The following is a 21,820-nucleotide window of genomic DNA, read 5'->3' as shown; positions in this document are numbered from 1 at the left end:
AGCTGGACCATCCAGCCACGCCCATTGACAAGGACAGCGCAGGCGGTCGGAAATCATCGGTGCGGGGTCAAAAATCTTCTCAGGTGATCGGAAGCGCCGGTGCAAGCTCCTTAGTCCGGCCCGAAGCCGGGCGATGTCGGGCTGCCGTCGTCGAGCTTCGACAGCCATTCGACCAGCGTCGCGCGGTAGCGTGTCAGGCCTTTGTAATTGGCGAGCTCTTCGGGAAGGTCGCGGATGACGCGGTGCAGGCGCCGCGCCCATTTCGGCTGGGTCACCAGCTCGTCCATCTTGATGAGATAACAGCGGATCGGGAAGACGATGCCGTTCGAGCGCGGCAGCCGCCAGAAGCTCTGCAATTCGACACGCAGATGGACCTTGTCGCCAACGTTTTCGGGCGTCACCGTTGTCCGGTCCGGACCCCATTTGTGATAATTTTCCGGGCTGGTGTCGAGGCGCGGATTGATCGTCATCGTCCAGTTCAGCCGCCGCGCCGGCTTGCCTTGCTGGATGTTGGTGAGGAATTTCAGCGCCCGGACGAATATGCCCTTCTCGTGCGCCAGCGGCACCGGCGCGTGCCACTCGAAGAAGTTCATGCCGATGTCGAAATCGAGCGACCAGTCGGCCTGGGTGGTGACCATGCCGGCATCCATCCACAGATTGCCGTCACGCTGGTCGAGGATGCAGAAATCGCCTTGTGATTGGCGCGTGATGTATTCCATCGGCCCATAGGGCAGCGTCGATACGTCGCCGAAGGTGAAGCTGTCGTCGATGCCGAGCGGCCGGTTGATCCAGCGCCATCTGTCGCCGTCGCGCGTCAGCGTGAAATGCTCGGGATAGCCGAGCGCCTGCTGCTCCATCAGGAGTTCGAGCAGGTCCCAGCCGGCTAGCGTCATATGCGGCAGCGACTGGCAGCGCAGCGGGTCTTCCGCCAGCACCAGCGCGCGGTCCTGCATCTCGGCGACATAATGCTCGTCGACGTCGATCAGGGTTTCGAGCACGCTGCCCTTCGGCCCCAGAACATGCGGCTCGATATTGACCGCATACATGTAGCTGTCTTCGTGGAACGGGAACGGAAACCGCCTGATGTGCTCCGGGCTGTTTTTGAAGGTGAAGTCGTCGCGGAACGTTTCCTTGCGAAAGGTGATGCCCAAGCTCGCCTCCTATCTTTCCAGCACCAGCGACCTGCCCTCGAAGCGCGAGACGCAGGGCATGATCTTCTTGCAGGATCGGTGCTCTTCCTCGCTCAGCCAGTGGTCGTTGTGGATGAATTTGCCGTCATGCGCGATGACATTGGTTTCGCACTGGCCGCAGACGCCGCCGCGGCAGAGATAGGGTGGATCGACGCCGGCGGCCTCGATCGCTTCGAGCAGGCTCTGCTGCTCGCCGACGCGGATCGACTTGCCGCTCAGGGCCAGCGTCACGTCGAACGGCGCGCCGGGCTGCGGAGCGGCGAAATGCTCGAAATGGACTGTCTCGGTCGGCCACCCCAAGGCAGCAGCGCGGTCGCGCACCCAGCCGATCATGCCCGACGGGCCGCAGACGTAGAGATGCGTGCCAAGCGGCTGCGACGACAGCAGCCGGTCGAGCTCGATGCGCTCGTCGCGGTCGTCGTGATAGAGCCTGACGCGGCGGTCGTAGCGCTCTTTGAGCACATCGGCATAGGTGCCGAGCGAGGCGGTGCGGCAGGTGTAATGCAGCTCGAAATTGCCGCCTTCCGCTGCCAGCTGCGCGGTCTGCGCCATGAAAGGCGTGATGCCGATGCCGCCGGCCAGCATCAGGTGCTTCCTGGCGCGCAGGTCGAGCGAGAACAGGTTGACGGGGTAGCTGATCACCATCTCCATGCCGGGCCTGACATGCCTGTGCATGAACAGCGAGCCACCGCGGCCGGCATCGTCGCGGCGCACCGAGATGGTGTATTCGCGCGTGTCGAGCGGCGAACCCATCAGCGAATAGGGATTGAGCCGGGTCCGCTCACCATCGCGCATTTCGACGACGACGTGGGCGCCGCCGGAGAATGTCGGCAAAAGTTGCCCGTCGCGCCTGCGGAAATGGAAGCGCGTGACCAATTCGTTGACCGGGACGACATCGCTCACCACGACGTCAAGCTTGGTGGTGCCGGTGCTCATCGAAAGATCTCCTCCGTCGGAGGAATTTCGCTGCGGTCTTCCGCATTGATGCAAACGCCCTGGAATGCCGCGAGGCGCCTGGAATAGTGATCGCGTACCAGAAGAAGCAGGCCACAATGCGAACAGGTTGCAGGCTGCGTCGTCACCTTTTCGGTGATGCCCTTGCAATGCACGCATTGGATGCGGCGCGCCAGCGAGCCGCGGTGCTCGGTCTGGATCGCGGTGTGGTCGATGCCGGCTTCGAGCGCCGCCTGCATGGCCTGGCCGATCAGCCCTTCGGTGCCGGCGAGATAGAGGCGCAGGCCCATATGCGCGTTGGCCAAGGTCTGTTTCAGCCGCGGCAAGGCACTGGCGAAGGAAGGCCCCTGATAGAACTGCGCCGGCTTCAGCGCTTCGAGCGCGGCGACATGTCTGCCATCCTGGCCGGGGATGAAGATGATGTGGGCATCGGCAAAGAAACCATAGGGCGCCTTGGCGGCCAGGTCTGTTATGGCCAGCGCTCCTTCTGCATCCGCCACAAAAAGATGGTGCTTGCCGGGCTGCGGGGACAGGGTTCCGTAGACCGGCCGGCTGATGATGCTTTTCGCTGCCATTCTCTCAGTATGCCTCAGCCTTTCGCCGTACGCTTGGTCTTCTTCGGATCATCGAATGGAAGCGGCTCAGCCGTCGCGCTGATGGCGCCGCTCTTGTTGCGGATCTCGAGCCTGGTGCCCTGGACGGCGCAGTCGACATCGAGCCGGGCAATGCCCATCGATTTCTTGACCAGCGGCGAATACATGGCGCAGGTCACCACGCCGACCTTTTTGCCGTCGCGATAGACCGGCGCGCCCTCGTCGGCGGGCTCCTTGCCTTCGAGCAGCACGCCGAAGATCTTGAACCGCTCCTTGCCCTTGAGGCGGTAGTGCTCCTCGGCGCCGCGAAAGCCTGTCTTGCCGGGGCTGACGGTGAAGTCGAGGCCGAGCTCCCACAGCGTATCGCCGGGGCCTTCGTTCTCGAACGGATATTTCTGCGAATTGTCGTAGGGGTAGAACAAGAGGTAGCTCTCGACACGCAGCATGTCGAGCGTGGTGAACCGGCAGGGGATGATGCCGGCGCTCTTGCCCTCGTCGAGAATGGTGTCCCAGATCGTGCCGGCATCCTGGCCACGGCAGAAGATCTCGTAGCCGCGTTCGCCGGTGTAGCCGGTGCGCGAGATCATCACCGGAAAACCGAACAGCCGGGTCTGCATGTGGTGGAAATAGTTGAGGTCGCGAATGCCCGGCACATGCTTTGCCAGATAATCGACTGATGTCGGCCCCTGCAGCGAGAGGTCGTGCAGATTGTCATCAAAACGCAGCGAGACATCGCGGCCCATGGCCGCCCGCTGCAACTCCTCGTGGCCGGTGCCAGAACCGTGCACGACCATCCAGGCATTCGGGCCGGTGCGGTAGAGGATGCAGTCGTCGATGAACTTGCCGGCCTCGTTCAGCATGCAGGCATAGGCCGATTTGCCGGGATAGATCTTTTCCACATCGCGCGTCGTCGCGAGGTCGATCAGATGCGAGGCATGCGGCCCGGTGATGTGGACCTTCTTCAGGCCCGAGACATCCATCAGCCCGGCTTTGGTGCGGATGGCGACATACTCCTCGTCAGCGTCCTTGTCGTAGGTCCAGGCGGTGCCCATCCCGCTCCAGTCTTCGAGCTTCGAACCGAGCGCACGATGGCGATCCGCCAAGGTCGAAAATCTCCAGGATGCGGTCATGGACTTGCTTCTCCTCACACGATTGCCGGCGTTTCGCCGCTAAAGGGCACTGAAGCCCAGTGACGGTCCGCGCCATATTGACTCAAAACTCCAAAAGCGCGCAATACTAAGATGCAAAAAGTTTTACTCAGAGGCAAGGAACGCAACTAAACGGAGGGGACATGAAATGGAAGGGAATCTCAACGCTCTAACGACTATTTTCACGGAATTCTATTACTGGGTGACGATCGTCATGATGTTCCTGATCCATGTCGGGTTCTGCATGTACGAGGTCGGCGTGTCGCGCCGGCGCAATCATCTGAAAACGCTTATGAAGAACGCGATGGCGATCCCGCTCGTCACGATCACGTTCTATTTTTTCGGCTGGTGGATCTATTTCGGCTTCCCCAATGGGCCGGGCATCACCGGCGGACTTGTCACCGCACCATTTGCCGAACCATGGAATCCGCTGATGGGCACCCACCTCTCCGGTGTCAATCCAGGCGAGACGGGGGTCACCCCTACCGATGCCGCGCTGTGGCATCGCCTTAACGGCGTGTTCTGGGGCGCCTTCCTGCTGTTCTCCATCACGACGGCGTCGATCATCTCGGGTTCGATCATAGAACGCGTGCGCTCGGGTGCGTTCTGGATTGTCGCGGTGCTGGTCGGTTCGGTCCTGTGGATCCTCGATGCGTCCTGGGGCTGGCATCCGCAAGGCTGGATGGTGAAGCTCTGGGGCTATCATGATGCCTATGCATCGGGAGTCGTGCACGCAATCGCGGGCGGAGCGGCGCTCGCCTTTCTTATCGTGCTGGGTCCGCGCATCGGCAAGTTCAGGGCCGACGGCACGGCGCGCGACATCCCACCCCACAATGTCTGGCTTGTCACGATCGGGCTGTTTCTGATCTTCACCGGCTTCTGGGGCTTCTATGCCGCGTGCAACATTCCGCTGATCAGCCCGGCCACAATTGCCGGCCAGATCACCGGCGAGACCTGGACGGCGACCAACATCTATCTCGCGCCGACCACGCTCTCGGCGATCACCTTCAACTTCCTGATGTCGCTGTCGGGCGGTATGCTGGCCGGCTACATCGTCTCCAAAGGCGACCCGTTCTGGACATTCTCCATGGGGCTTTGCGGCGTTATCTCAACGTCGGCCGGCAACGACCTCTATCACCCGATCCAGGCACTGCTGATCGGCGCGATCGTCCCGACCATCTGCTACAAGCTGCACTATTTCGTCGAGCGCCGCTTCAAGATCGATGATGCGGTGGGCGCTGTTGCCGTGCACGGTTATGGCGGCTTCCTCGGTGTCGTGGTGGCGGGCTTCATGCTGTGGGGACAGCCGTCCTCGCCCTATGAGGGCTTCGCGCATATCAACCCGCTCGGCAACTTCGCTGGTGCAGTGCTGATGTTCGTGCTCGGTTTCGCCCCTACCTTTGTCGTCTGCAAGATCCTCAACAGCATGAACCTCCTGCGCGTACCAGCGAAGGTCGAACTTGAGGGCGTCGATTTTGCCCTCAACCATGCTTTCGAGGCGTCGGTCCGCGAAGTGGGAGCCGCCGAAAAGGCAATGATCAAATAGTCAATGGGCAAGGAGAACCGCAATGTCTACCAATGGAATGGAAAGCTGGGCGCTCGACCTCAAGGACGTCGGCGCGATCTACCCGTTTCAGGGTTCCGAAGTCGTGATGGTGATCATCGGACTCGTCTTCTGGATCGGATGGCACGTCCTCCAGACGCGCCACGAGAGTGCTGAAATCGAAGCCGATATGGCTGCGGATCGCACTGGAGAGGAAACCAGAAAGGCGATCGACCGCCATTAAGTCGCCGCCGGGTCGTCTGGCGCATTTGCGCCAGACGACTTGTCCAAGATGAAAAAAACTTTCATACGAGTTGAATTCGACTCATGAAGCTGGTAGCACCTAAATCATACCTCATCTCGGGAGCCTGACATGTGCGGAATCGTCGGACTGTTTTTGAAGGACAAGTCGCTCGAGCCCCAGCTTGGCTCGATGCTTTCGGAGATGCTGATCTCGCTCAGCGATCGCGGTCCCGACAGCGCCGGCATCGCAATCTATGGAGCGCCATCCGGCAATGAGGCCAAGATCACCATCCAGGCGGCAAAGCCGGAGCACGATTTCCGCAACCTCGAGGCCGAACTCGCCAGGGCGATTGGGACGCCGGTGAACATCGCGGTGAAATCGACGCATGCGGTCGTCAGGACGACGCCCGACAAGATCGATGAAGTGCGCGAGGCCATCCAGGCGCTGCGCCCCGATATCCGCATCATGGGCGCCGGTGACGTCGTCGAAATCTACAAGGAGGTCGGCTTGCCCGAAGCGGTCGTCGATCGCTTCGGCGTGCGCAGCATGACCGGCACGCACGGCATCGGCCACACCAGAATGGCGACGGAATCGGCGGTGACGACGATGGGCGCGCATCCGTTCTCGACCGGCGCCGACCAGTGCCTGGTGCATAATGGCTCGCTGTCCAATCACAACAATGTCCGCCGCGAGTTGATCCGCGAAGGCATGAAATTCGAGACCGAGAACGACACCGAAGTCGCGGCCGCCTATCTATCCTCGCAGATGGCGCACGGCAAGAATCTCGGCGAAGCGCTGGAAGGCACGCTGAGCGACCTCGACGGCTTCTTCACCTTTGTCGTCGGCACCAAGAACGGCTTCGGCGTGGTGCGCGATCCGATCGCCTGCAAGCCTGCCGTCATGGCCGAGACCGACCAGTATGTCGCCTTCGGCTCGGAATATCGCGCGCTCACCAAGCTGCCCGGCATCGACAATGCGAAGGTCTGGGAGCCCGAGCCCGCAACCGTCTATTTCTGGGAGCATTGAGCTCATGCCGGCAATCAACGTCTCCAAGGCGACCCACGAGCAAGACCATGAGCAGAGTCGGGCGTCGAGGGTTTTCGATCTGGCCGAAATGCCGTTGCGCGAGCTCAATCAGGCGCTACACGATTTGGCCCCCGGTTCCAACGAAACCGCCTGGGAAGTGCTTCATCCGAAAGGCAGCCATTCGGTCGCCGTCGGCGTCGACCAGCCGATCACGATCGATGTCCGCGGCAGCGTCGGCTATTATTGCGGCGGCATGAACGACGGCAGCACCATCACCGTGCATGGCTCGGCGGGACCCGGCGTCGGCGAAAACATGATGTCGGGCTTGATAACGGTCAAAGGCGATGCCAGCCAATATGCCGGCGCCACCGGCAGGGGCGGGCTGCTGGTCATCGAAGGCAATGCGTCGTCGCGCTGCGGCATTTCGATGAAGGGCATCGACATCGTCGTCCATGGCAATATCGGCCACATGTCGGCCTTCATGGCGCAGTCCGGCAATCTGGTGGTGCTGGGCGATGCCGGCGACGCACTCGGCGATTCCATCTACGAGGCGCGGCTGTTCGTCCGCGGCAAGGTCGAAAGCCTCGGCGCCGACTGCATCGCCAAGGAGATGCGGCCAGAGCATCTGGAGTTGCTGCAGGGCCTGCTCGACCGTGCCGGCGCGACCGGCGTCAAGGCGGCGGAGTTCAAGCGTTACGGCTCGGCGCGCACGCTCTACAATTTCAACATCGACAACGCCGACGCGTATTGAGGCTCAATGACCTATCGCAACCCGCCGACGACGCCGCGCAAATCCGCGACCTTCGACGACTACACGCTTTCCGAGATCCGCCGCGCCGCGGCGACCGGCATCTATGACATCCGCGGCGCCGGCGCCAAGCGCAAGCTGCCGCATTTCGACGACCTGCTGGTGCTCGGCGCCTCGATCTCGCGCTATCCGCTCGAAGGCTATCGCGAGCGCTGCGACACCGGTGTGGTGCTGGGTTCGCGCTATGCAAAAAAGCCGATCGAGCTGAAAATCCCGATCACCATCGCCGGCATGAGTTTCGGATCGCTGTCCGGCCCGGCCAAGGAAGCGCTCGGCCGCGGCGCGACGCTGTCGGGCACCTCGACGACCACCGGCGACGGCGGCATGACCGAGGAAGAGCGCGGCCATTCCAAGACGCTGGTCTACCAGTATCTGCCATCGCGCTACGGCATGAACCCGCGCGACTTGCGCCGGGCGGATGCTATCGAGATCGTCGTCGGCCAGGGCGCCAAGCCCGGCGGCGGCGGCATGCTGCTTGGCCAGAAGATCTCCGACCGCGTCGCCGAAATGCGCACGCTGCCGAAGGGTATCGACCAGCGCTCGGCCTCACGCCATCCCGACTGGACCGGGCCCGACGATCTCGAAATCAAGATCCTGGAACTGCGCGAAATCACCGACTGGGAAAAGCCGATCTACGTCAAGGTCGGCGGCGCGCGGCCCTATTACGACACAGCCCTTGCGGTTAAGTCAGGCGCAGACGTCGTCGTGATCGACGGCATGCAGGGCGGCACCGCCGCCACCCAGGAAGTGTTCATCGAGAATGTCGGCCAGCCGACGCTTGCCTGCATCAGGCCGGCGGTGCAGGCGCTGCAGGATCTCGGCATGCACCGCAAGGTGCAGCTGATCGTCTCCGGCGGCATTCGCAACGGCGCCGATGTCGCCAAGGCGCTGGCGCTCGGCGTCGACGCGGTGTCGATCGGCACGGCAGCCCTTGTCGCGCTGGGTGACAACGACCCGCGCTGGGAGGCGGACTACAACGAGCTCGGCACCACCGCCGGCGCCTATGATGACTGGCATGAGGGACGCGATCCGGCCGGCATCACCACGCAGGACCCCGATCTAATGAAACGGGTCGATCCGATAGCGGCCGGGCGACGGCTGGCGAATTACCTGAAGGTGATGACGCTAGAGGCGCAGACGATCGCGCGGGCCTGTGGCAAAAACAGCCTGCACAATCTCGAGCCCGAGGATCTCGTCGCGCTGACGATCGAAGCCGCCGCCATGGCCGGCGTGCCGCTGGCCGGGACCAACTGGATACCGGGGAAGAACGGCTTCTAAGATACAAGATATCAAACCACCAAGAATGCCATAAGCGAGGAACTATAATGGGGAACGATCTCGCCGCCTTTGCCAAAGAGAACGGCGTAAAATATTTCATGATTTCCTATACCGACCTGTTCGGTGGGCAGCGCGCCAAGCTGGTGCCGGCGCAAGCCATCGCCGACATGCAGAAGGACGGTGCCGGCTTTGCCGGCTTTGCCACCTGGCTCGACCTGACGCCGGCGCATCCAGACATGCTGGCGGTGCCGGATCCGGTTTCGGTCATCCAGCTGCCGTGGAAACCGGAAGTCGCCTGGATTGCCGCCAATTGCATCATGGACGAGAAATCGGTCGAGCAAGCGCCGCGCAACACGCTGATGCGGGTGATTGACGAGGCGGCGCGCGACGGTATGCACGTCAAGACCGGCGTCGAGGCCGAGTTCTTCCTGATCTCGCCGGACGGCAAGACGATTTCCGACGAATACGACACGGCCTCAAAGCCGTGCTACGACCAGCAGGCGGTGATGCGCCGCTACGATGTCATCGCCGAGATCTGCGATCACATGCTGGCACTCGGCTGGGGCCCCTACCAGAACGATCATGAGGACGCCAACGGTCAGTTCGAGATGAACTGGGCCTTCGACGATGCGCTGGCGACCGCCGACAAGCATTCCTTCTTCAAGTTCATGGTCAAGTCCGTTGCCGAAAAGCACGGCCTGCGCGCCACCTTCATGCCAAAACCGTTTCCCGGCCTGACCGGCAATGGCTGCCATGCCCACATCTCGGTGTGGGACAAGGACGGCAAGACCAATGTCTTCGCCGACAACGCCATGGAGCTCGGCCTGTCGGCGAAGGGCAAGAATTTTCTCGGCGGCATCATGAAACATGCCTCCGCACTTGCCGCAATCACCAACCCGACGGTCAATTCCTACAAGCGCATCAATGCGCCGCGCACCATTTCGGGCGCTACCTGGGCGCCGAACTCGGTGACCTGGACCGGCAACAACCGCACCCACATGGTGCGCGTGCCCGGCCCCGGCCGTTTCGAGCTGCGCCTGCCCGACGGCGCGGCAAACCCTTATCTGCTGCAGGCCGTCATCATCGCCGCCGGCCTCGACGGCATCCGCTCGAAGGCCGATCCGGGCAAGCGCTACGACATCGACATGTACCAGTTCGGCCATACAGTGGAGGGTGCGCCGAAGCTGCCGCTCAATCTGCTCGATGCGCTGCGCGAATTCGACAACGACAAATCGCTCAAGGCGGCGCTGGGTGAGGAATTCTCGTCGGCTTATCTAAAGCTCAAGCACCAGGAATGGAATTCCTATGCTTCCCACTTCACCCAGTGGGAGCGTGACCACACGCTGGATATCTAGAGCATCGGACCGAAAAGTGTGAACCGGCTTTCGGACAAATCCGATGCGTCAAGAAAGGTCCTGCGTGGCGCGAGCGACCTCGGAATAGATTTATGAAGTACTCGATCTTTTCCCTCGCCCGCGCCGCGTTTTCCGGCCACAAGACCTGGCAGCGCACCTGGCGCGACGCCAGCCCGAAGGATCACTACGACGTGGTGATCATCGGCGGTGGTGGCCACGGCTTGGCGACGGCGTGGTTCCTGGCCGGCGAATACGGCATCAGGAACGTCGCCGTGCTGGAAAAAGGCTGGATCGGCTCCGGCAATGCCGGCCGCAACACCACCATCATTCGCTCCAATTACGGGCTGCCCGGCAACACCGGCTTCTACGAGCTGTCGATGAAGCTGTGGGAGCGAATGGAGCAGGACCTCAACTACAACACGATGGTCAGCCAGCGCGGGGTCATCAACCTCTACCATTCCGATGCGCAGCGCGACGCATATGCGCGGCGCGGCAACACGATGCGCATCAACGGCATCGATGCCGCACTGCTCGACCTCTCGGCGGTCAAGAAGATGATGCCGTTCCTGAACTTCGACAATGCACGCTTTCCCGTGCAAGGCGGCCTCTTGCAGCGGCGTGGCGGCACGGCACGCCACGACGCCGTGGTCTGGGGCTACGCCCATGCGGCAAGCGCGCTCGGCGTCGACATTATCCAGAATTGCGAGGTGTCGGGCTTCGTGCGCGATGCCAACGGCAAGGTGACCGGGGTCGAAACATCGCGCGGCAAGATCAGCGCCGGCAAGGTCGGCATGGCCGTCGCCGGCAGTTCGTCGCGCGTCGCGGCGATGGCTGGACTGCGCCTGCCGATCGAGAGCCATGTGCTGCAGGCCTTCGTCTCCGAGGCGATCAAGCCGCTGATCCCCAACGTCATGACCTTCGGCGCCGGCCATTTCTATGTCAGCCAGTCCGACAAGGGCGGGCTGGTCTTCGGCGGCGACATAGACGGCTACAATTCCTATGCCCAGCGCGGCAACATGTCGGTCATGGAAGACGTCTGCGAGGGCGGCATGGCGCTGATGCCGATGATCGGCCGCGTGCGCCTGTTGCGCCAATGGGGCGGCATCATGGACATGTCGATGGACGGTTCGCCGATCATCGACAAGACGCCGGTGGACGGGCTCTATCTCAATGCCGGCTGGTGCTATGGCGGCTTCAAGGCGACGCCCGGCTCCGGCCTTGTCTTTGCCCATCTTCTGGCCCGCGACGAACTGCACAAGGAGGCGGCGCGGTTCCGCCTCGACCGGTTCCGGCGGGGTGCTGTGATCGATGAAAAGGGCGTCGGCGCCCAACCGAACCTGCACTGAGGACGGCCCAAAAGCATGCGTATTGTCTGTCCCTTCTGCGGCGAACGCGAACTCGGCGAGTTCACCTATCTCGGCGACGCCAAGCCGGCGCGTCCGGCAGCCGGCGCCTCGGAAGACGACGTGTTCGACTATGTCTATCTACGCGACAACATTGCCGGTGCGATGAGCGAACATTGGTACCATGCTGGCGGCTGCCGGGCCTGGCTGAAGGTCACCCGCAACACGCTGACGCATGAGATTTCCTCGGTCGAGCCGGCGGCGGGTGTTGGTGCCGCTAAGGTTGGCGCCTGATGGTCAGTCACGCGCAGTCGCACCGGCTGGAGAGCGGCGGTCTCATCGACCGCTCGGCGCCGCTGAATTTTCGCTTCGACGGCAAAACCTTTGCCGGCTTCCAGGGCGACACGCTGGCCTCGGCGCTGATCGCCAACGGCGTCAAGCTGGTCGGCCGCTCGTTCAAATACCACCGGCCGCGCGGCATCCTGACATCAGGCTCGGAAGAGCCCAACGCACTGGTCGAACTGCGGACGGGCGCGCGGCGCGAGCCGAACACCAAGGCGACCACGACAGAACTTTATGACGGGCTGGAAGCGGCCAGCCAGAACCGCTGGCCGTCGCTGCGCCACGATCTGATGGCAGTGAACCAACTGTTCTCGCCGATCTTCGTCGCCGGCTTCTACTACAAGACCTTCATGTGGCCGGCGAAATTCTGGGAAGCAATCTACGAGCCGGCGATCCGCCGCGCCGCAGGTCTCGGACGCGCAGCTGGCGTCGCCGATCCCGACCATTACGACAAGGCTTGGGCGTATTGCGACGTGCTGATCGCCGGCTCCGGCCCGGCCGGGCTGGGGGCAGCACTCGCCGCCGGCCGATCTGGTGCCCGCGTCATCCTGTGCGAGGAAGATTTTGCGCTCGGCGGCCGCCTGCTTGCCGACGGCGGCACGATCGACGGGATGCCGGCGGCGGAATGGATTTCGGGCACCCTGGCCGAACTCGCCACGCTGCCCGACGTCGGCATCATGAGCCGCACGACGCTGTTCGGCGTCTATGATGGCGGCACTTATGGCGCGATCGAACGGGTCAACGACCATCTGCCCTCGCCGCCGGAGCATCAGGTGCGCCAGCGACTGTGGCGGATCGTAGCCAAACGCTGTGTCGTTGCCGCCGGCGCCATCGAACGGCCGATCGTCTTTGCCGGCAACGACACGCCCGGCGTGATGATGGCTTCGGCGGTGCGGACCTATGTCGCGCGCTATGCGGCGACCCCTACAAGGCGGATCGCGCTGTTCACCAACAATGAGGATGGCTGGCGCACGGTCGAGACGGCACTTGGCGCCGGATTGCAGATCGCGGCGGTCGTCGACGCACGGCCGGACGTGTCTGCCGCGCATCGCGCGCTTGCCGGCAAAACCGGCTTTCCCGTGCTGAACGGTTCCGTCAGCGGGGTGGACGGCGGCAAGGACGGCGTTCGGAAAATCTTGGTGGCGCTCGCCGGCGGCGCACGCGCTGAGGTCGAAGCCGACGGGCTTGCCGTTTCCGGCGGCTGGAACCCGGCGGTCGGGCTGACGTCCTATCATCGCGGCCGGCCGAAATGGCAGGACGATATATCGGCCTTCGTGCCGGACGGCGCGCCTCCGGGTATGGTGGCCGCCGGTGCCGCCAACGGCGCCTTCGGCCTCGGCGCCTGCTTGCGACAGGGATTCGCCGCCGGTGCGGCAGCGGCACAGAGCGCCGGACACAACGGCAATACCGGCACGCCGCCAGTCGCCGACGACGAGGCTTTTTTGCTGACCCCGCTCTGGCATGTCGCCGGCAAAGGGAAAGCCTTTGTCGACTACCAGCATGACGTCACCGCGTCGGACATCGAACTGGCGCAGCGCGAAGGCTTTGAATCGGTCGAGCATCTCAAGCGCTATACGACGCTCGGCATGGCCACCGACCAGGGCAAGACCTCGAACGTCGCCGGCCTCGCCATCATGGCGGCGGTATCTGGCAAATCCATTCCCGAAACCGGCACGACGATCTATCGTCCGCCCTATCTGCCGGTCGCCATCGGCGCGTTTGCCGGCCATCATCGCGACGAGAACTTCCATGCGACAAGGCTGACGCCGTCGCATCACTGGGCAGCCGAACAGGGCGCGGTGTTCGTCGACACCGGCCTGTGGAAGCGCGCGCAATGGTATCCGCGCGCCGGCGAGAAGGACTGGCTGGAATCGGTCACGCGCGAGGTCAAGGCGGTGCGCTCTGGCGTCGGCTTCTGCGACGTCTCGACGCTTGGCAAGATCGACGTACACGGACCGGATGCCGGCGCCTTCCTCGACCGCGTCTACATCAACACCTTCTCCAATCTTGCTGTGGGAAAAGCCCGCTATGGGCTGATGCTGCGCGAGGACGGCATGGTCTATGACGACGGTACCACGTCGCGGCTGGCCGAGGATCACTATTTCCTGACCACCACTACCGCCAAGGCCGGGCCAGTGATGCAGCATCTCGAATTCTGCCGGCAGGTGCTGTTTCCTGAGCTCGACGTGCAACTGACGTCGGTCTCCGACCAGTGGGCGCAATTCTCGGTGGCCGGGCCGAGCGCGCGGGCGTTGCTGAAACAACTCGTTGAGGAATCCGAGGACCTCTCGAACGAGGGGTTTCCATTCATGGGCGCGCGGCAAGTCGCGCTTCGCGGCGGCATCAGGGCGCGGCTGTTCCGAATTTCGTTCTCCGGCGAGATGGCGTTCGAGATCTCCGTTCCGGCCCGCTTCGGCAACGCGCTGGTGCGCAACCTGATGCTAGCCGGCAAACAATTCGGCGCCACACCCTACGGCACCGAGGCGCTCGGCGTCATGCGCATCGAAAAGGGCCATGTCGCCGGACCGGAACTGAACGGCACGACGACGGCCGCCGACCTCGGCTTGGCCAAGATGATGTCGACCAAGAAGGATTTTATCGGCCGCGTCATGGCCGGGCGCGAGGCGCTGGCGGCAGCGGATCGGCAGGTCGTGGTCGGTATCAAGCCGACCGACAAGACGCGCCGCCTGCGCTCCGGCGCACATGTCATTCCGAAGGGCGAGATACCGGGTTCCGCCAACGACCAGGGCTATGTCACGTCGGTCTGCTTCTCGCCGACGCTCGACCAGTGGATCGGCCTAGCGCTTGTCGAGCGCGGCCGCGAGCGCATCGGCGAGATCGTCCATGCGCACGATCCGCTGCGCGGCGAGAGCTACGATGTCGAGCTGTGCAATCCCGTCTTCTACGATCCGGATGGAGGGCGCCAGCGTGGCTGAGTTTTCGTGGCTTTCTCGCAGTCCGCTGGAGCACGCACTTGTCGTGGGCGCCCATGGCGCGCGCGACGTCGCGTCGGGCATTTCGCTCACCGAAGTTCGCAATTTCAACCTGATCCAGATCATGGCGCGGCGCGGCAAAGGGGCGGAACTGGCAAGCGCCGCCACAGCCCGTTTCGGCGTGGCGGCTCCGGCTGTGCCGAAGGCGGTCAGCGCTTCGGATGTGACGCTCATCTGGTCGGGACCGGATCAGTTCCTCGTCCTGTCCAAGAGCGGCAAGCACGCGATGGACATTTTGAGCCATGCGTTTTCGCAGTCCGCCTCGCTGTCCGACCAGTCGCATGCGCGCGCCCTGATCAGCGTCGCGGGAGCCAAGGCGCGCACCATGCTGGCGAAATTGTCGTCGATCGATTTGCACCCGACGGCGTTTCCGATCGGCGCCGCTGCCGCGACGTCGATCGACCATACCAGCGTCAATTTCTGGCGCGGCAATGACCGGCCGGACGGGCAGCCGGTGTTCAATGTACTGGTGCTTGCAAGTTTCGCGGAAAGCCTGTGGCGCACGATGCTCGACGCCGCCGCAGAGTATGGCGTCGACATCGGGCTTTCTGAGGAATTGGGGTAGCGGTTGCTTCCCCTTCTCCCCTTGTGGGAGAAGGTGGATTGGCGCGTAGCGCCAAGACGGTTGAGGGGTGTTGGATGGAGTGCGGCCGATGCCAAGCTGGAGCACCCCTCATCCGACCGAGCTGCGCTCGGCCACCTTCTCCCACAAGGGGAGAAGGGAGAGCCGCGCCTAGTCGCTCCGGCTTGCCAAAACTCCAAGCACTGCTATTCTTGCCGCTAAAATAATTTCACGTACAGGCAAACTTGAAACTGGGGTTGAGATGAGCCAGTCGCCCTACCCCGCCGTCGCCGCCGGACCGCCCCGGCCGAGCCTGATCCTGCGGCCCGGCCAGATCGCGCTGCCGGCTGGCATGGAGCGCTATTTCGTTCACGGCAATGGCGCGGTGCTTATCGACGTCGAGGCCGGCGACACGATCAGCGTGCACAATGTCGAAGGCGGGCAAGCCTGCGAGCTTTTGGCATGGGACAAAAGCGGCGCGACCGACGCCGACATTTTCAGCGAGAAATCGAACAGCAATGCCGCCGGCATCAAGGCGCTGCTGGCGGATGGCGACGACAGCCTCGCTTCCTTGCGCCGGGGGCTGGAGCGACGCCAGGTGCAACTCGATCAACCAAAGGCGGTTCGTGTCTTCGGTGGCGCCACTCCGGCCGGCACCGAACAAAGTTTTGCTGTCGTCCGCAACGGCTCGATGCTCATTGCCGCACCGGGAGGGCCGATGCTCGTCAATGGCCACGACACGGCTACGCCGCTCAGCGTCATCGTCCGGCGCGCGACGATCCGTCCGGCGGCGAAGTCCAGGCTTGGCGACCCGCTCGCCGACCCGGTGCTCGACCTGCGTGTCCATTCGGCGACCGCGGAATCCTACTTCGTCAAAGCCGGCGACTATCTGCAGATCATCGATGTCGACGGGCGCCAATGCACCGACTTCCAGTGTTTTTCGGCGCGCAAGCTCGACAAGGGACGCGACCACCCGCTCGACGTGACGACGACCCGCACGCTGATGGGCTCTAACTATCCGATGCCCGGCCTGCACTCGAAATATTACGACCAGGACATGGAGCCGCTGGTCGAGGTGGTGCAGGACACATGCGGCCGGCACGACGCCTTCGCGCTCGCCTGCGCCGCCAAATATTACGACGACATCGGCTATCCCGGTCATCCCAACTGCTCGGAGAATTTCAACCGGGCGCTTGCCGACAAGGGAGTGAACCCCCGCGCCGGCTGGATGGCGATCAATTTCTTCTTCAACACGGCGATCGACGCGCATGGCGTCATGGTTTCCGACGAGCCATGGTCGCGGCCTGGCGACTATGTGCTGCTGCGCGCGCTTACCGACATCGTCTGCGTCTCGTCGGCCTGTCCCGACGACACAACGCCGGCCAATGGCTGGAACCTGACCGACATCCATGTGCGGACCTATTCCGGTCAGCACAAATTCTCGCGAGCGATCGCCAGACGCATGACGCCCGATTCGGAACCGAAAATGACCCGCGAGACATCATTTCATTCGAGCTTTGCCAAGCACACCCGCAACTTCGTCGAGTACAGGGGGTATTGGCTGGCCAATTCCTTCGCCAAAGCGGGTCCGATCGACGAATACTGGGCCTGCCGGCAGGCCGCCGTGATCATGGACCTGTCGCCGCTGCGCAAATTCGAGGTCACCGGCCCGGATTCCGAAGCGCTGCTGCAATACACGCTGACCCGCGACATCAAGAAACTCGGCGTCGGCCAGGTTGTCTATTCGGCCATCTGCTACGAGCATGGCGGAATGATCGACGACGGCACGCTGCTCAGGCTCGGCAAGGACAATTTCCGCTGGGTCGGCGGCGACGATCTTTCCGGCGAATGGCTGCGCGACACCGCGACGAGCCTCGGCCTCAACGTGCTGGTGCGCTCGTCGACCGACCAGATGCACAATGTCGCCGTGCAAGGACCGAAGAGCCGCGACATCCTTAAAGAAATCATCTGGACCTCGCCGTTGCAGCCGTCGATCGAGGAACTCGAATGGTTCCGATTCGCCGTCGCCCGCATCGGCGGCGGCAACGGCATTCCCGTCGTCGTTTCGCGCACCGGCTACACCGGCGAACTCGGCTACGAGATCTGGTGCCATCCGCGCGACGCCGAAAGGGTGTTCGACGCCATCTGGGAGGCCGGCCAGCCGCATGGCTTGAAGCCGATGGGGCTGCAGGCGCTCGACATGGTGCGCATCGAGGCCGGGCTGATCTTTGCCGGCTATGAATTTTCCGACCAGACCGATCCGTTTGAGGCCGGCATCGGCTTCACCGTGCCGCTGAAGACCAAGGCCGACGATTTCATCGGGCGCGAGGCGCTGATCCGGCGCAAGGAAAACCCGCAGAGGAAGCTGGTCGGCCTCGACATCGACGCCAATGTCGCGGTCGGCCATGGCGATTGCATCCATGTCGGCCGCGCCCAGATCGGCGAAATCACTTCGAGCATGCGTTCGCCGGTGCTGAACAAGACCATCGCGCTGGCCAGGCTCGACGTCACCCATTCCGCGATCGGCACCGAGGTCGAGATCGGCAAGCTCGACGGCCACAGCAAGCGGCTGCCGGCGCGCGTCGTGCCCTTCGCCCACTACGATCCGCAAAAGACCAGACCGCGCTCCTGACGGCGGTTCAAGGATCGCGAATGGCGCAAGTCATCCCTGTGCAAAGTCGATTCCTCCTCTGAAATCACCTGGCGGCGCGTGCCGCCGGCGCGTGTTCCGCACCTGCGATGTGCACAGCTTCACAAAACGCTTGACGTGAAAGCGTGACGGATCAATCTTCACTAGCAAGAAAAAAATACTACTGAGCGGAAAAGCCTGAGGTCGTTCAACGCGTGCGCCGGTGACGCATCGCGAGGTCTCGGCCGTCGCCGATGGGGAACATCAAAAATGGGGAATCCACGTATATGAGCACGATAGTCTCTGCCCTGGTGCCGCCTGCCGAAGGGCAGCTGCACCGCAATATCGATTGGCGCGGCGCCTTCTGGGTGGCAAGCGGCGTTCCCGCTCTTGTCCTGTTTTCGATCGGCGGCATTGCCGGCACGACCGGCAAACTGGCGTTCCTGATCTGGACGGTGTCCATGATCATGGGCTTCCTGCAATCCTTCACCTATGCCGAAATCGCCGGCCTGTTCCCGAACAAATCCGGCGGCGCCTCGATCTACGGCGCCACCGCCTGGCTGCGTTATTCCAAGTTCATCGCGCCGCTGTCGGTGTGGTGCAACTGGTTCGCCTGGTCGCCGGTGCTGTCGCTCGGCTGCTCGATCGCCGCCGCCTACATCCTCAACGCGCTGGCGCCGGTGCCGCTGTTTACCGACACCTCGCCGGAAGTCGTCGCCTATATAGCGGCTAATGCTGGGGCGGGTGCCGCCGATGCCATCGCGGCGGTGAGCGCCGCCGCCACACCGGCGATCCGCAACTGGACGCTCTACGGTCACACGCTGGGTCCGGTCTCCTTCACCTTCAACGCCACCTTCTTCATCGGCGCCGTGCTGATGCTGATCATCTTCTCCATCCAGCATCGCGGCATCCTGGGCACGGCCAACGTGCAGAAATATATCGGCCTGCTCGTCATCATTCCGATGCTGATCGTCGGCGTCGTGCCGATCGTCACCGGCCAGATCGACTGGGCGAACTTTTCGCCGCTGGTGCCGCTGGCGGCCGCCTATGCGCCCGAGCCAGGTGCCTGGAACATTGCCGGCTGGACGCTCGTTCTCGGCGGCATGTTCATCGCCGCCTGGTCGACCTACGGCTTCGAGACCGCCGTCTGCTACACGTCCGAGTTCAAGAACCCCGGCACCGACACCTTCACGGCGATCTTCTATTCCGGCCTGCTGTGCATGCTGCTGTTCATCCTGGTGCCGTTCACCTTCCAGGGCGTGCTCGGCTTGAACGGCATGCTGGCGACCCCGATAGTCGACGGCTCCGGTGTTGCCGATGCCCTGGCCGGGATGGTAGGCGGCGGACAGCTGATCCATAGCCTTCTGGTGATGCTGATGATCCTGGCCCTGGTGCTGTGCATCATGACAGCGATGGCGGGGTCCTCGCGCACGCTCTATCAGGGCTCGGTCGACGGCTGGCTGCCGCGCTATCTCAGCCACGTCAACGAGCATGGCGCCCCGACCCGCGCCATGTGGACCGACCTGATCTTCAACCTGGCCGTGCTGGCCATCGCTTCGGCAGATGCAACCAGCTTCTTCTTCATCCTCGCCGTGTCGAATTGCGGCTACATCATCTTCAACTTCCTCAACCTCAATGCCGGCTGGATCCACCGCATCGACAACGGCCATATCGCGCGGCCGTGGAAGGCACCGAGCTGGTTGCTCGGCCTCGGCGCCATCCTTGCCTATGTCAACATGATCTTCATGGGCGCCGGTGCAAAGGTCTGGAACCCGATGGCGCTGTGGGCAGGACTGATCACCGCTGCCCTCATCATCCCGGTGTTCTGCTTCCGCCATTACATCCAGGACAAGGGCAAATTCCCCGACCACATGCTGGCTGATCTCGGCATGACCTCATCCGATCTCGCCGTCAGAAAGGCGGGCATCCTGCCCTACCTGACGCTGATCGCCGGCGTCGTGGTGATGCTGCTTGCCAACTGGCTGTTCGTCATCTGACATCAGCCTCAAGTGATCGAGCGCGCGATGCGCGCTCGATCCCTTGCACGTTTGTTCTTGCTTTGTGCCAGCAGTTATGCTAGTGATTTGGCTGTCGTGCCGATTGGCAGCGATGACCCGCCGCCGAGGCGGGTTTTTCGTTTCAGGGCCTAAAGCGCGTCGCGTTTGACCGGCCTCATGCGACGCGCATTAGGTTGTTTTTTATGCATCTCGCAAAACCGCTGCACACTTTTGCGCGACATGCATTATTCGGCGGATCGCTCAATCGATCTTGATGAACACGCCCTTGGTGTTGAGATACTCGTCGAGGTGCTCGGCACCGCCCTCGCGGCCGTAGCCGCTCATCTTGTAGCCGCCGAAAGGCACGGCCGGATCTATAGCGTGATAGGTGTTCACCCAGACCGAGCCGGCACGGATTTTCCTGGAAAGCTGGTGGGCGGTGGCGAGATTTTGGGTGAAGACCCCCGCGGCAAGACCGTAGGGCGTGTTGTTGGCTCGCTCGACCGCCTCGTCGAGCGTATCGAACGGCAATGCCGAGATGACCGGCCCGAAGATTTCCTCGCGCGCGATCTTCATGTCGTCCGAAACGCCGGCAAAGACGGTCGGCGCGACGAAATTGCCGGCGGCCAGTTCCCCCTCCATTAGGCGCGTGCCGCCGGTGACGAGGGTCGCGCCCTCCGCCGTGCCGGCTTCGAGATATAAGGAGACCCGCTGCAGCTGCTTTTCGGAGACGAGCGGACCAATTTCGGTCGCCGGGTCGATGCCGTCGCCGATCCTGAGACTTTTGGCATAGGCCGCCAGCCGTTCGACGAACTCGTCATAGATGGAGCGTTCGACGAACAGGCGCGAGCCGGCGATGCAGATCTGGCCGGAATTGGCGAACACCGACATCGCAGCGACCGGCACCGCTTTGTCGAGATCGGCGTCGGCGCAAACGATGACCGGCGACTTGCCGCCGAGCTCCAGCGAGACGCGCTTGAGGTTGCCGCCCGACGCCCGGACGATCGACTGGCCGGTTGCCGTCGAGCCGGTGAAGACGATCTTGTCGACGCCCATATGCTCGGCAAGTGCCGCGCCTGCCTCGGCGCCGGTGCCCGTCACGATGTTGACGACGCCTGGCGGAACGCCGGCCTCGTTGATGATGTCGGCGATCAGAAGCGGCGTCAGCGGCGCCTCTTCCGAAGGTTTCAGCACCACCGTGCAGCCGGTGGCCAGCGCCGGCCCGATCTTCCAGATCGAAGCGGCCGTCGGTGCGTTCCAGGGGATGATGGCGCCGACGACGCCGACCGGCTCCTTGCGCGTGAGGGAGACGATTTCGCCCGGCAGCGAGTTCTCGATCGTCTCGCCATGCAGGGAGGTCGCCATGCCGGCGTAATAGCGCAGCATGCCGATCACGCGGTTGCGGTTGGCGCGGGTGCGCACGATCGGCATGCCCATGTCGGTCGTGTCCGAGCGGCTGATCTCCTCCCAGTGCTTTTCGAAGAGGTCGGCGATCCTGAGCAGCAGCACCTGTCGCTCATAGGGCTTGTACCGGCTCCACGGCCCGTCGAAGGCCCTGCGCGCCGCGGCCACTGCCAGCTCGACATCCTGGCGGTCGCCGCGCGGCACCGTGGCAATGACCGCGCTGGTGGCCGGATTGCGAGTCTCCATGGTGCGGAACGAGCGGGCGTCGACCCAGGCGCCATCGACGAACATCTGGCGGTGGCGTCCGTCGATCGGCTGGCGCAGCGCCGCCGGTATCTGAGCTACGGTCATGACTGTCCTCCTCCAGCGCTCCTGCCGGTGGGCGGATTTAATCCTTGGACGTCACATCTG

General features: G+C 63.2%; 17 protein-coding genes. 12 read left to right on the top strand and 5 right to left on the bottom strand.

Annotation, left to right across the window (positions count from 1 at the left end; translation table 11 throughout):
• Nucleotides 1-110: 110 nt before the first annotated feature.
• From NMG70_RS15620 to NMG70_RS15605, 4 genes are read right to left on the bottom strand one after another with little or no spacing between them, the layout of a single operon-like run.
• Nucleotides 111-1,151, bottom strand: a complete 1,041-nt coding sequence (locus tag NMG70_RS15620; RefSeq protein WP_254025365.1) for a heme-dependent oxidative N-demethylase family protein — start codon at nt 1,149-1,151, stop codon at nt 111-113.
• A 9-nt stretch (nt 1,152-1,160) separates the two neighbouring features.
• Complete coding sequence (locus NMG70_RS15615) at nt 1,161-2,126, bottom strand: PDR/VanB family oxidoreductase (protein WP_254025364.1); 966 nt, start codon at nt 2,124-2,126, stop codon at nt 1,161-1,163.
• On the bottom strand, nt 2,123-2,719 hold the full coding sequence (locus NMG70_RS15610) for a dimethylamine monooxygenase subunit DmmA family protein (protein WP_254025363.1): 597 nt from the start codon (nt 2,717-2,719) through the stop codon (nt 2,123-2,125). Before NMG70_RS15610 ends, NMG70_RS15615 begins: the two co-directional genes overlap by 4 nt.
• 14 nt (nt 2,720-2,733) lie before the next feature.
• Nucleotides 2,734-3,867 carry an aminomethyl transferase family protein gene (locus tag NMG70_RS15605; protein WP_254025362.1) on the bottom strand — a complete coding sequence of 378 codons (1,134 nt, stop codon included), beginning with the start codon at nt 3,865-3,867 and terminating at the stop codon, nt 2,734-2,736.
• 166 nt (nt 3,868-4,033) lie between these two features.
• Here NMG70_RS15605 and NMG70_RS15600 point away from each other — a divergent pair, with 166 nt between their 5' ends.
• From NMG70_RS15600 to NMG70_RS15545, 12 genes are all read left to right on the top strand, one after another.
• Nucleotides 4,034-5,431 (top strand): ammonium transporter, encoded by a 1,398-nt coding sequence (locus NMG70_RS15600; protein WP_254025361.1) that lies wholly within the window; start codon nt 4,034-4,036, stop codon nt 5,429-5,431.
• Nucleotides 5,432-5,453: 22 nt separating this feature from the next.
• A complete protein-coding gene (locus tag NMG70_RS15595; RefSeq protein WP_254025360.1) occupies nt 5,454-5,672 on the top strand; it encodes a hypothetical protein in 219 nt (72 codons plus the stop codon).
• A 129-nt stretch (nt 5,673-5,801) separates the two neighbouring features.
• On the top strand, nt 5,802-6,698 hold the full coding sequence (locus NMG70_RS15590; RefSeq protein ID WP_254025359.1) for a class II glutamine amidotransferase: 897 nt from the start codon (nt 5,802-5,804) through the stop codon (nt 6,696-6,698).
• A 4-nt stretch (nt 6,699-6,702) separates the two neighbouring features.
• Nucleotides 6,703-7,449, top strand: a complete 747-nt coding sequence (locus NMG70_RS15585) for a GXGXG domain-containing protein (RefSeq protein ID WP_254025358.1) — start codon at nt 6,703-6,705, stop codon at nt 7,447-7,449.
• Nucleotides 7,450-7,455: 6 nt separating this feature from the next.
• Entirely contained in the window at nt 7,456-8,784 is a 1,329-nt protein-coding gene (locus NMG70_RS15580; protein WP_254025357.1) for an FMN-binding glutamate synthase family protein, read from the top strand.
• Nucleotides 8,785-8,831: 47 nt separating this feature from the next.
• On the top strand, nt 8,832-10,139 hold the full coding sequence (gene glnT, locus NMG70_RS15575; RefSeq protein WP_254025356.1) for a type III glutamate--ammonia ligase: 1,308 nt from the start codon (nt 8,832-8,834) through the stop codon (nt 10,137-10,139).
• A gap of 92 nt (nt 10,140-10,231) precedes the next feature.
• Nucleotides 10,232-11,485 carry a sarcosine oxidase subunit beta family protein gene (locus NMG70_RS15570; protein WP_254025355.1) on the top strand — a complete coding sequence of 418 codons (1,254 nt, stop codon included), beginning with the start codon at nt 10,232-10,234 and terminating at the stop codon, nt 11,483-11,485.
• Between the two features lie 15 nt (nt 11,486-11,500).
• Nucleotides 11,501-11,776, top strand: a complete 276-nt coding sequence (locus NMG70_RS15565) for a sarcosine oxidase subunit delta (protein WP_254025354.1) — start codon at nt 11,501-11,503, stop codon at nt 11,774-11,776.
• Nucleotides 11,776-14,760, top strand: a complete 2,985-nt coding sequence (locus NMG70_RS15560; protein ID WP_254025353.1) for a sarcosine oxidase subunit alpha — start codon at nt 11,776-11,778, stop codon at nt 14,758-14,760. The genes NMG70_RS15565 and NMG70_RS15560 overlap by 1 nt, the downstream gene beginning before the upstream one ends.
• Nucleotides 14,753-15,382: a sarcosine oxidase subunit gamma gene (locus NMG70_RS15555; protein WP_254025352.1), complete on the top strand. Its 630-nt coding sequence runs from the start codon at nt 14,753-14,755 to the stop codon at nt 15,380-15,382. The genes NMG70_RS15560 and NMG70_RS15555 overlap by 8 nt, the downstream gene beginning before the upstream one ends.
• A gap of 259 nt (nt 15,383-15,641) precedes the next feature.
• The gene (locus NMG70_RS15550; protein WP_254025351.1) at nt 15,642-18,011 is read left to right on the top strand and encodes a trimethylamine N-oxide demethylase; all 2,370 of its coding nucleotides are present in this window, start codon (nt 15,642-15,644) and stop codon (nt 18,009-18,011) included.
• Between the two features lie 284 nt (nt 18,012-18,295).
• Nucleotides 18,296-20,005: a trimethylamine N-oxide permease gene (locus tag NMG70_RS15545; protein ID WP_254025350.1), complete on the top strand. Its 1,710-nt coding sequence runs from the start codon at nt 18,296-18,298 to the stop codon at nt 20,003-20,005.
• A gap of 261 nt (nt 20,006-20,266) precedes the next feature.
• Here the strand turns inward: NMG70_RS15545 and NMG70_RS15540 are convergent, their stop codons facing one another.
• Nucleotides 20,267-21,760 (bottom strand): aldehyde dehydrogenase family protein, encoded by a 1,494-nt coding sequence (locus tag NMG70_RS15540; RefSeq protein ID WP_254025349.1) that lies wholly within the window; start codon nt 21,758-21,760, stop codon nt 20,267-20,269.
• Nucleotides 21,761-21,820 lie beyond the last annotated feature (60 nt).

The organism is Mesorhizobium ventifaucium (assembly GCF_935822925.1).
GTDB lineage: Bacteria > Pseudomonadota > Alphaproteobacteria > Rhizobiales > Rhizobiaceae > Mesorhizobium > Mesorhizobium ventifaucium.
Note: the sequence above shows the minus strand (reverse complement) of the source record. Positions and strands in the feature narration are given on the sequence as shown.

What these genes read in the sequence shown, in the direction of transcription:
- NMG70_RS15570 (WP_254025355.1), top strand. Translation starts at nt 10,232, where the DNA reads ATGAAGTACTCGATCTTTTCCCTCGCCCGCGCCGCGTTTTCCGGCCAC.
- glnT (WP_254025356.1), top strand. Translation starts at nt 8,832, where the DNA reads ATGGGGAACGATCTCGCCGCCTTTGCCAAAGAGAACGGCGTAAAATAT.
- NMG70_RS15550 (WP_254025351.1), top strand. Translation starts at nt 15,642, where the DNA reads ATGAGCCAGTCGCCCTACCCCGCCGTCGCCGCCGGACCGCCCCGGCCG.
- NMG70_RS15580 (WP_254025357.1), top strand. Translation starts at nt 7,456, where the DNA reads ATGACCTATCGCAACCCGCCGACGACGCCGCGCAAATCCGCGACCTTC.
- NMG70_RS15605 (WP_254025362.1), bottom strand. Translation starts at nt 3,867, where the DNA reads ATGACCGCATCCTGGAGATTTTCGACCTTGGCGGATCGCCATCGTGCG.
- NMG70_RS15610 (WP_254025363.1), bottom strand. Translation starts at nt 2,719, where the DNA reads ATGGCAGCGAAAAGCATCATCAGCCGGCCGGTCTACGGAACCCTGTCC.
- NMG70_RS15615 (WP_254025364.1), bottom strand. Translation starts at nt 2,126, where the DNA reads ATGAGCACCGGCACCACCAAGCTTGACGTCGTGGTGAGCGATGTCGTC.
- NMG70_RS15595 (WP_254025360.1), top strand. Translation starts at nt 5,454, where the DNA reads ATGTCTACCAATGGAATGGAAAGCTGGGCGCTCGACCTCAAGGACGTC.
- NMG70_RS15560 (WP_254025353.1), top strand. Translation starts at nt 11,776, where the DNA reads ATGGTCAGTCACGCGCAGTCGCACCGGCTGGAGAGCGGCGGTCTCATC.
- NMG70_RS15600 (WP_254025361.1), top strand. Translation starts at nt 4,034, where the DNA reads ATGGAAGGGAATCTCAACGCTCTAACGACTATTTTCACGGAATTCTAT.
- NMG70_RS15545 (WP_254025350.1), top strand. Translation starts at nt 18,296, where the DNA reads ATGAGCACGATAGTCTCTGCCCTGGTGCCGCCTGCCGAAGGGCAGCTG.
- NMG70_RS15590 (WP_254025359.1), top strand. Translation starts at nt 5,802, where the DNA reads ATGTGCGGAATCGTCGGACTGTTTTTGAAGGACAAGTCGCTCGAGCCC.
- NMG70_RS15585 (WP_254025358.1), top strand. Translation starts at nt 6,703, where the DNA reads ATGCCGGCAATCAACGTCTCCAAGGCGACCCACGAGCAAGACCATGAG.
- NMG70_RS15540 (WP_254025349.1), bottom strand. Translation starts at nt 21,760, where the DNA reads ATGACCGTAGCTCAGATACCGGCGGCGCTGCGCCAGCCGATCGACGGA.
- NMG70_RS15565 (WP_254025354.1), top strand. Translation starts at nt 11,501, where the DNA reads ATGCGTATTGTCTGTCCCTTCTGCGGCGAACGCGAACTCGGCGAGTTC.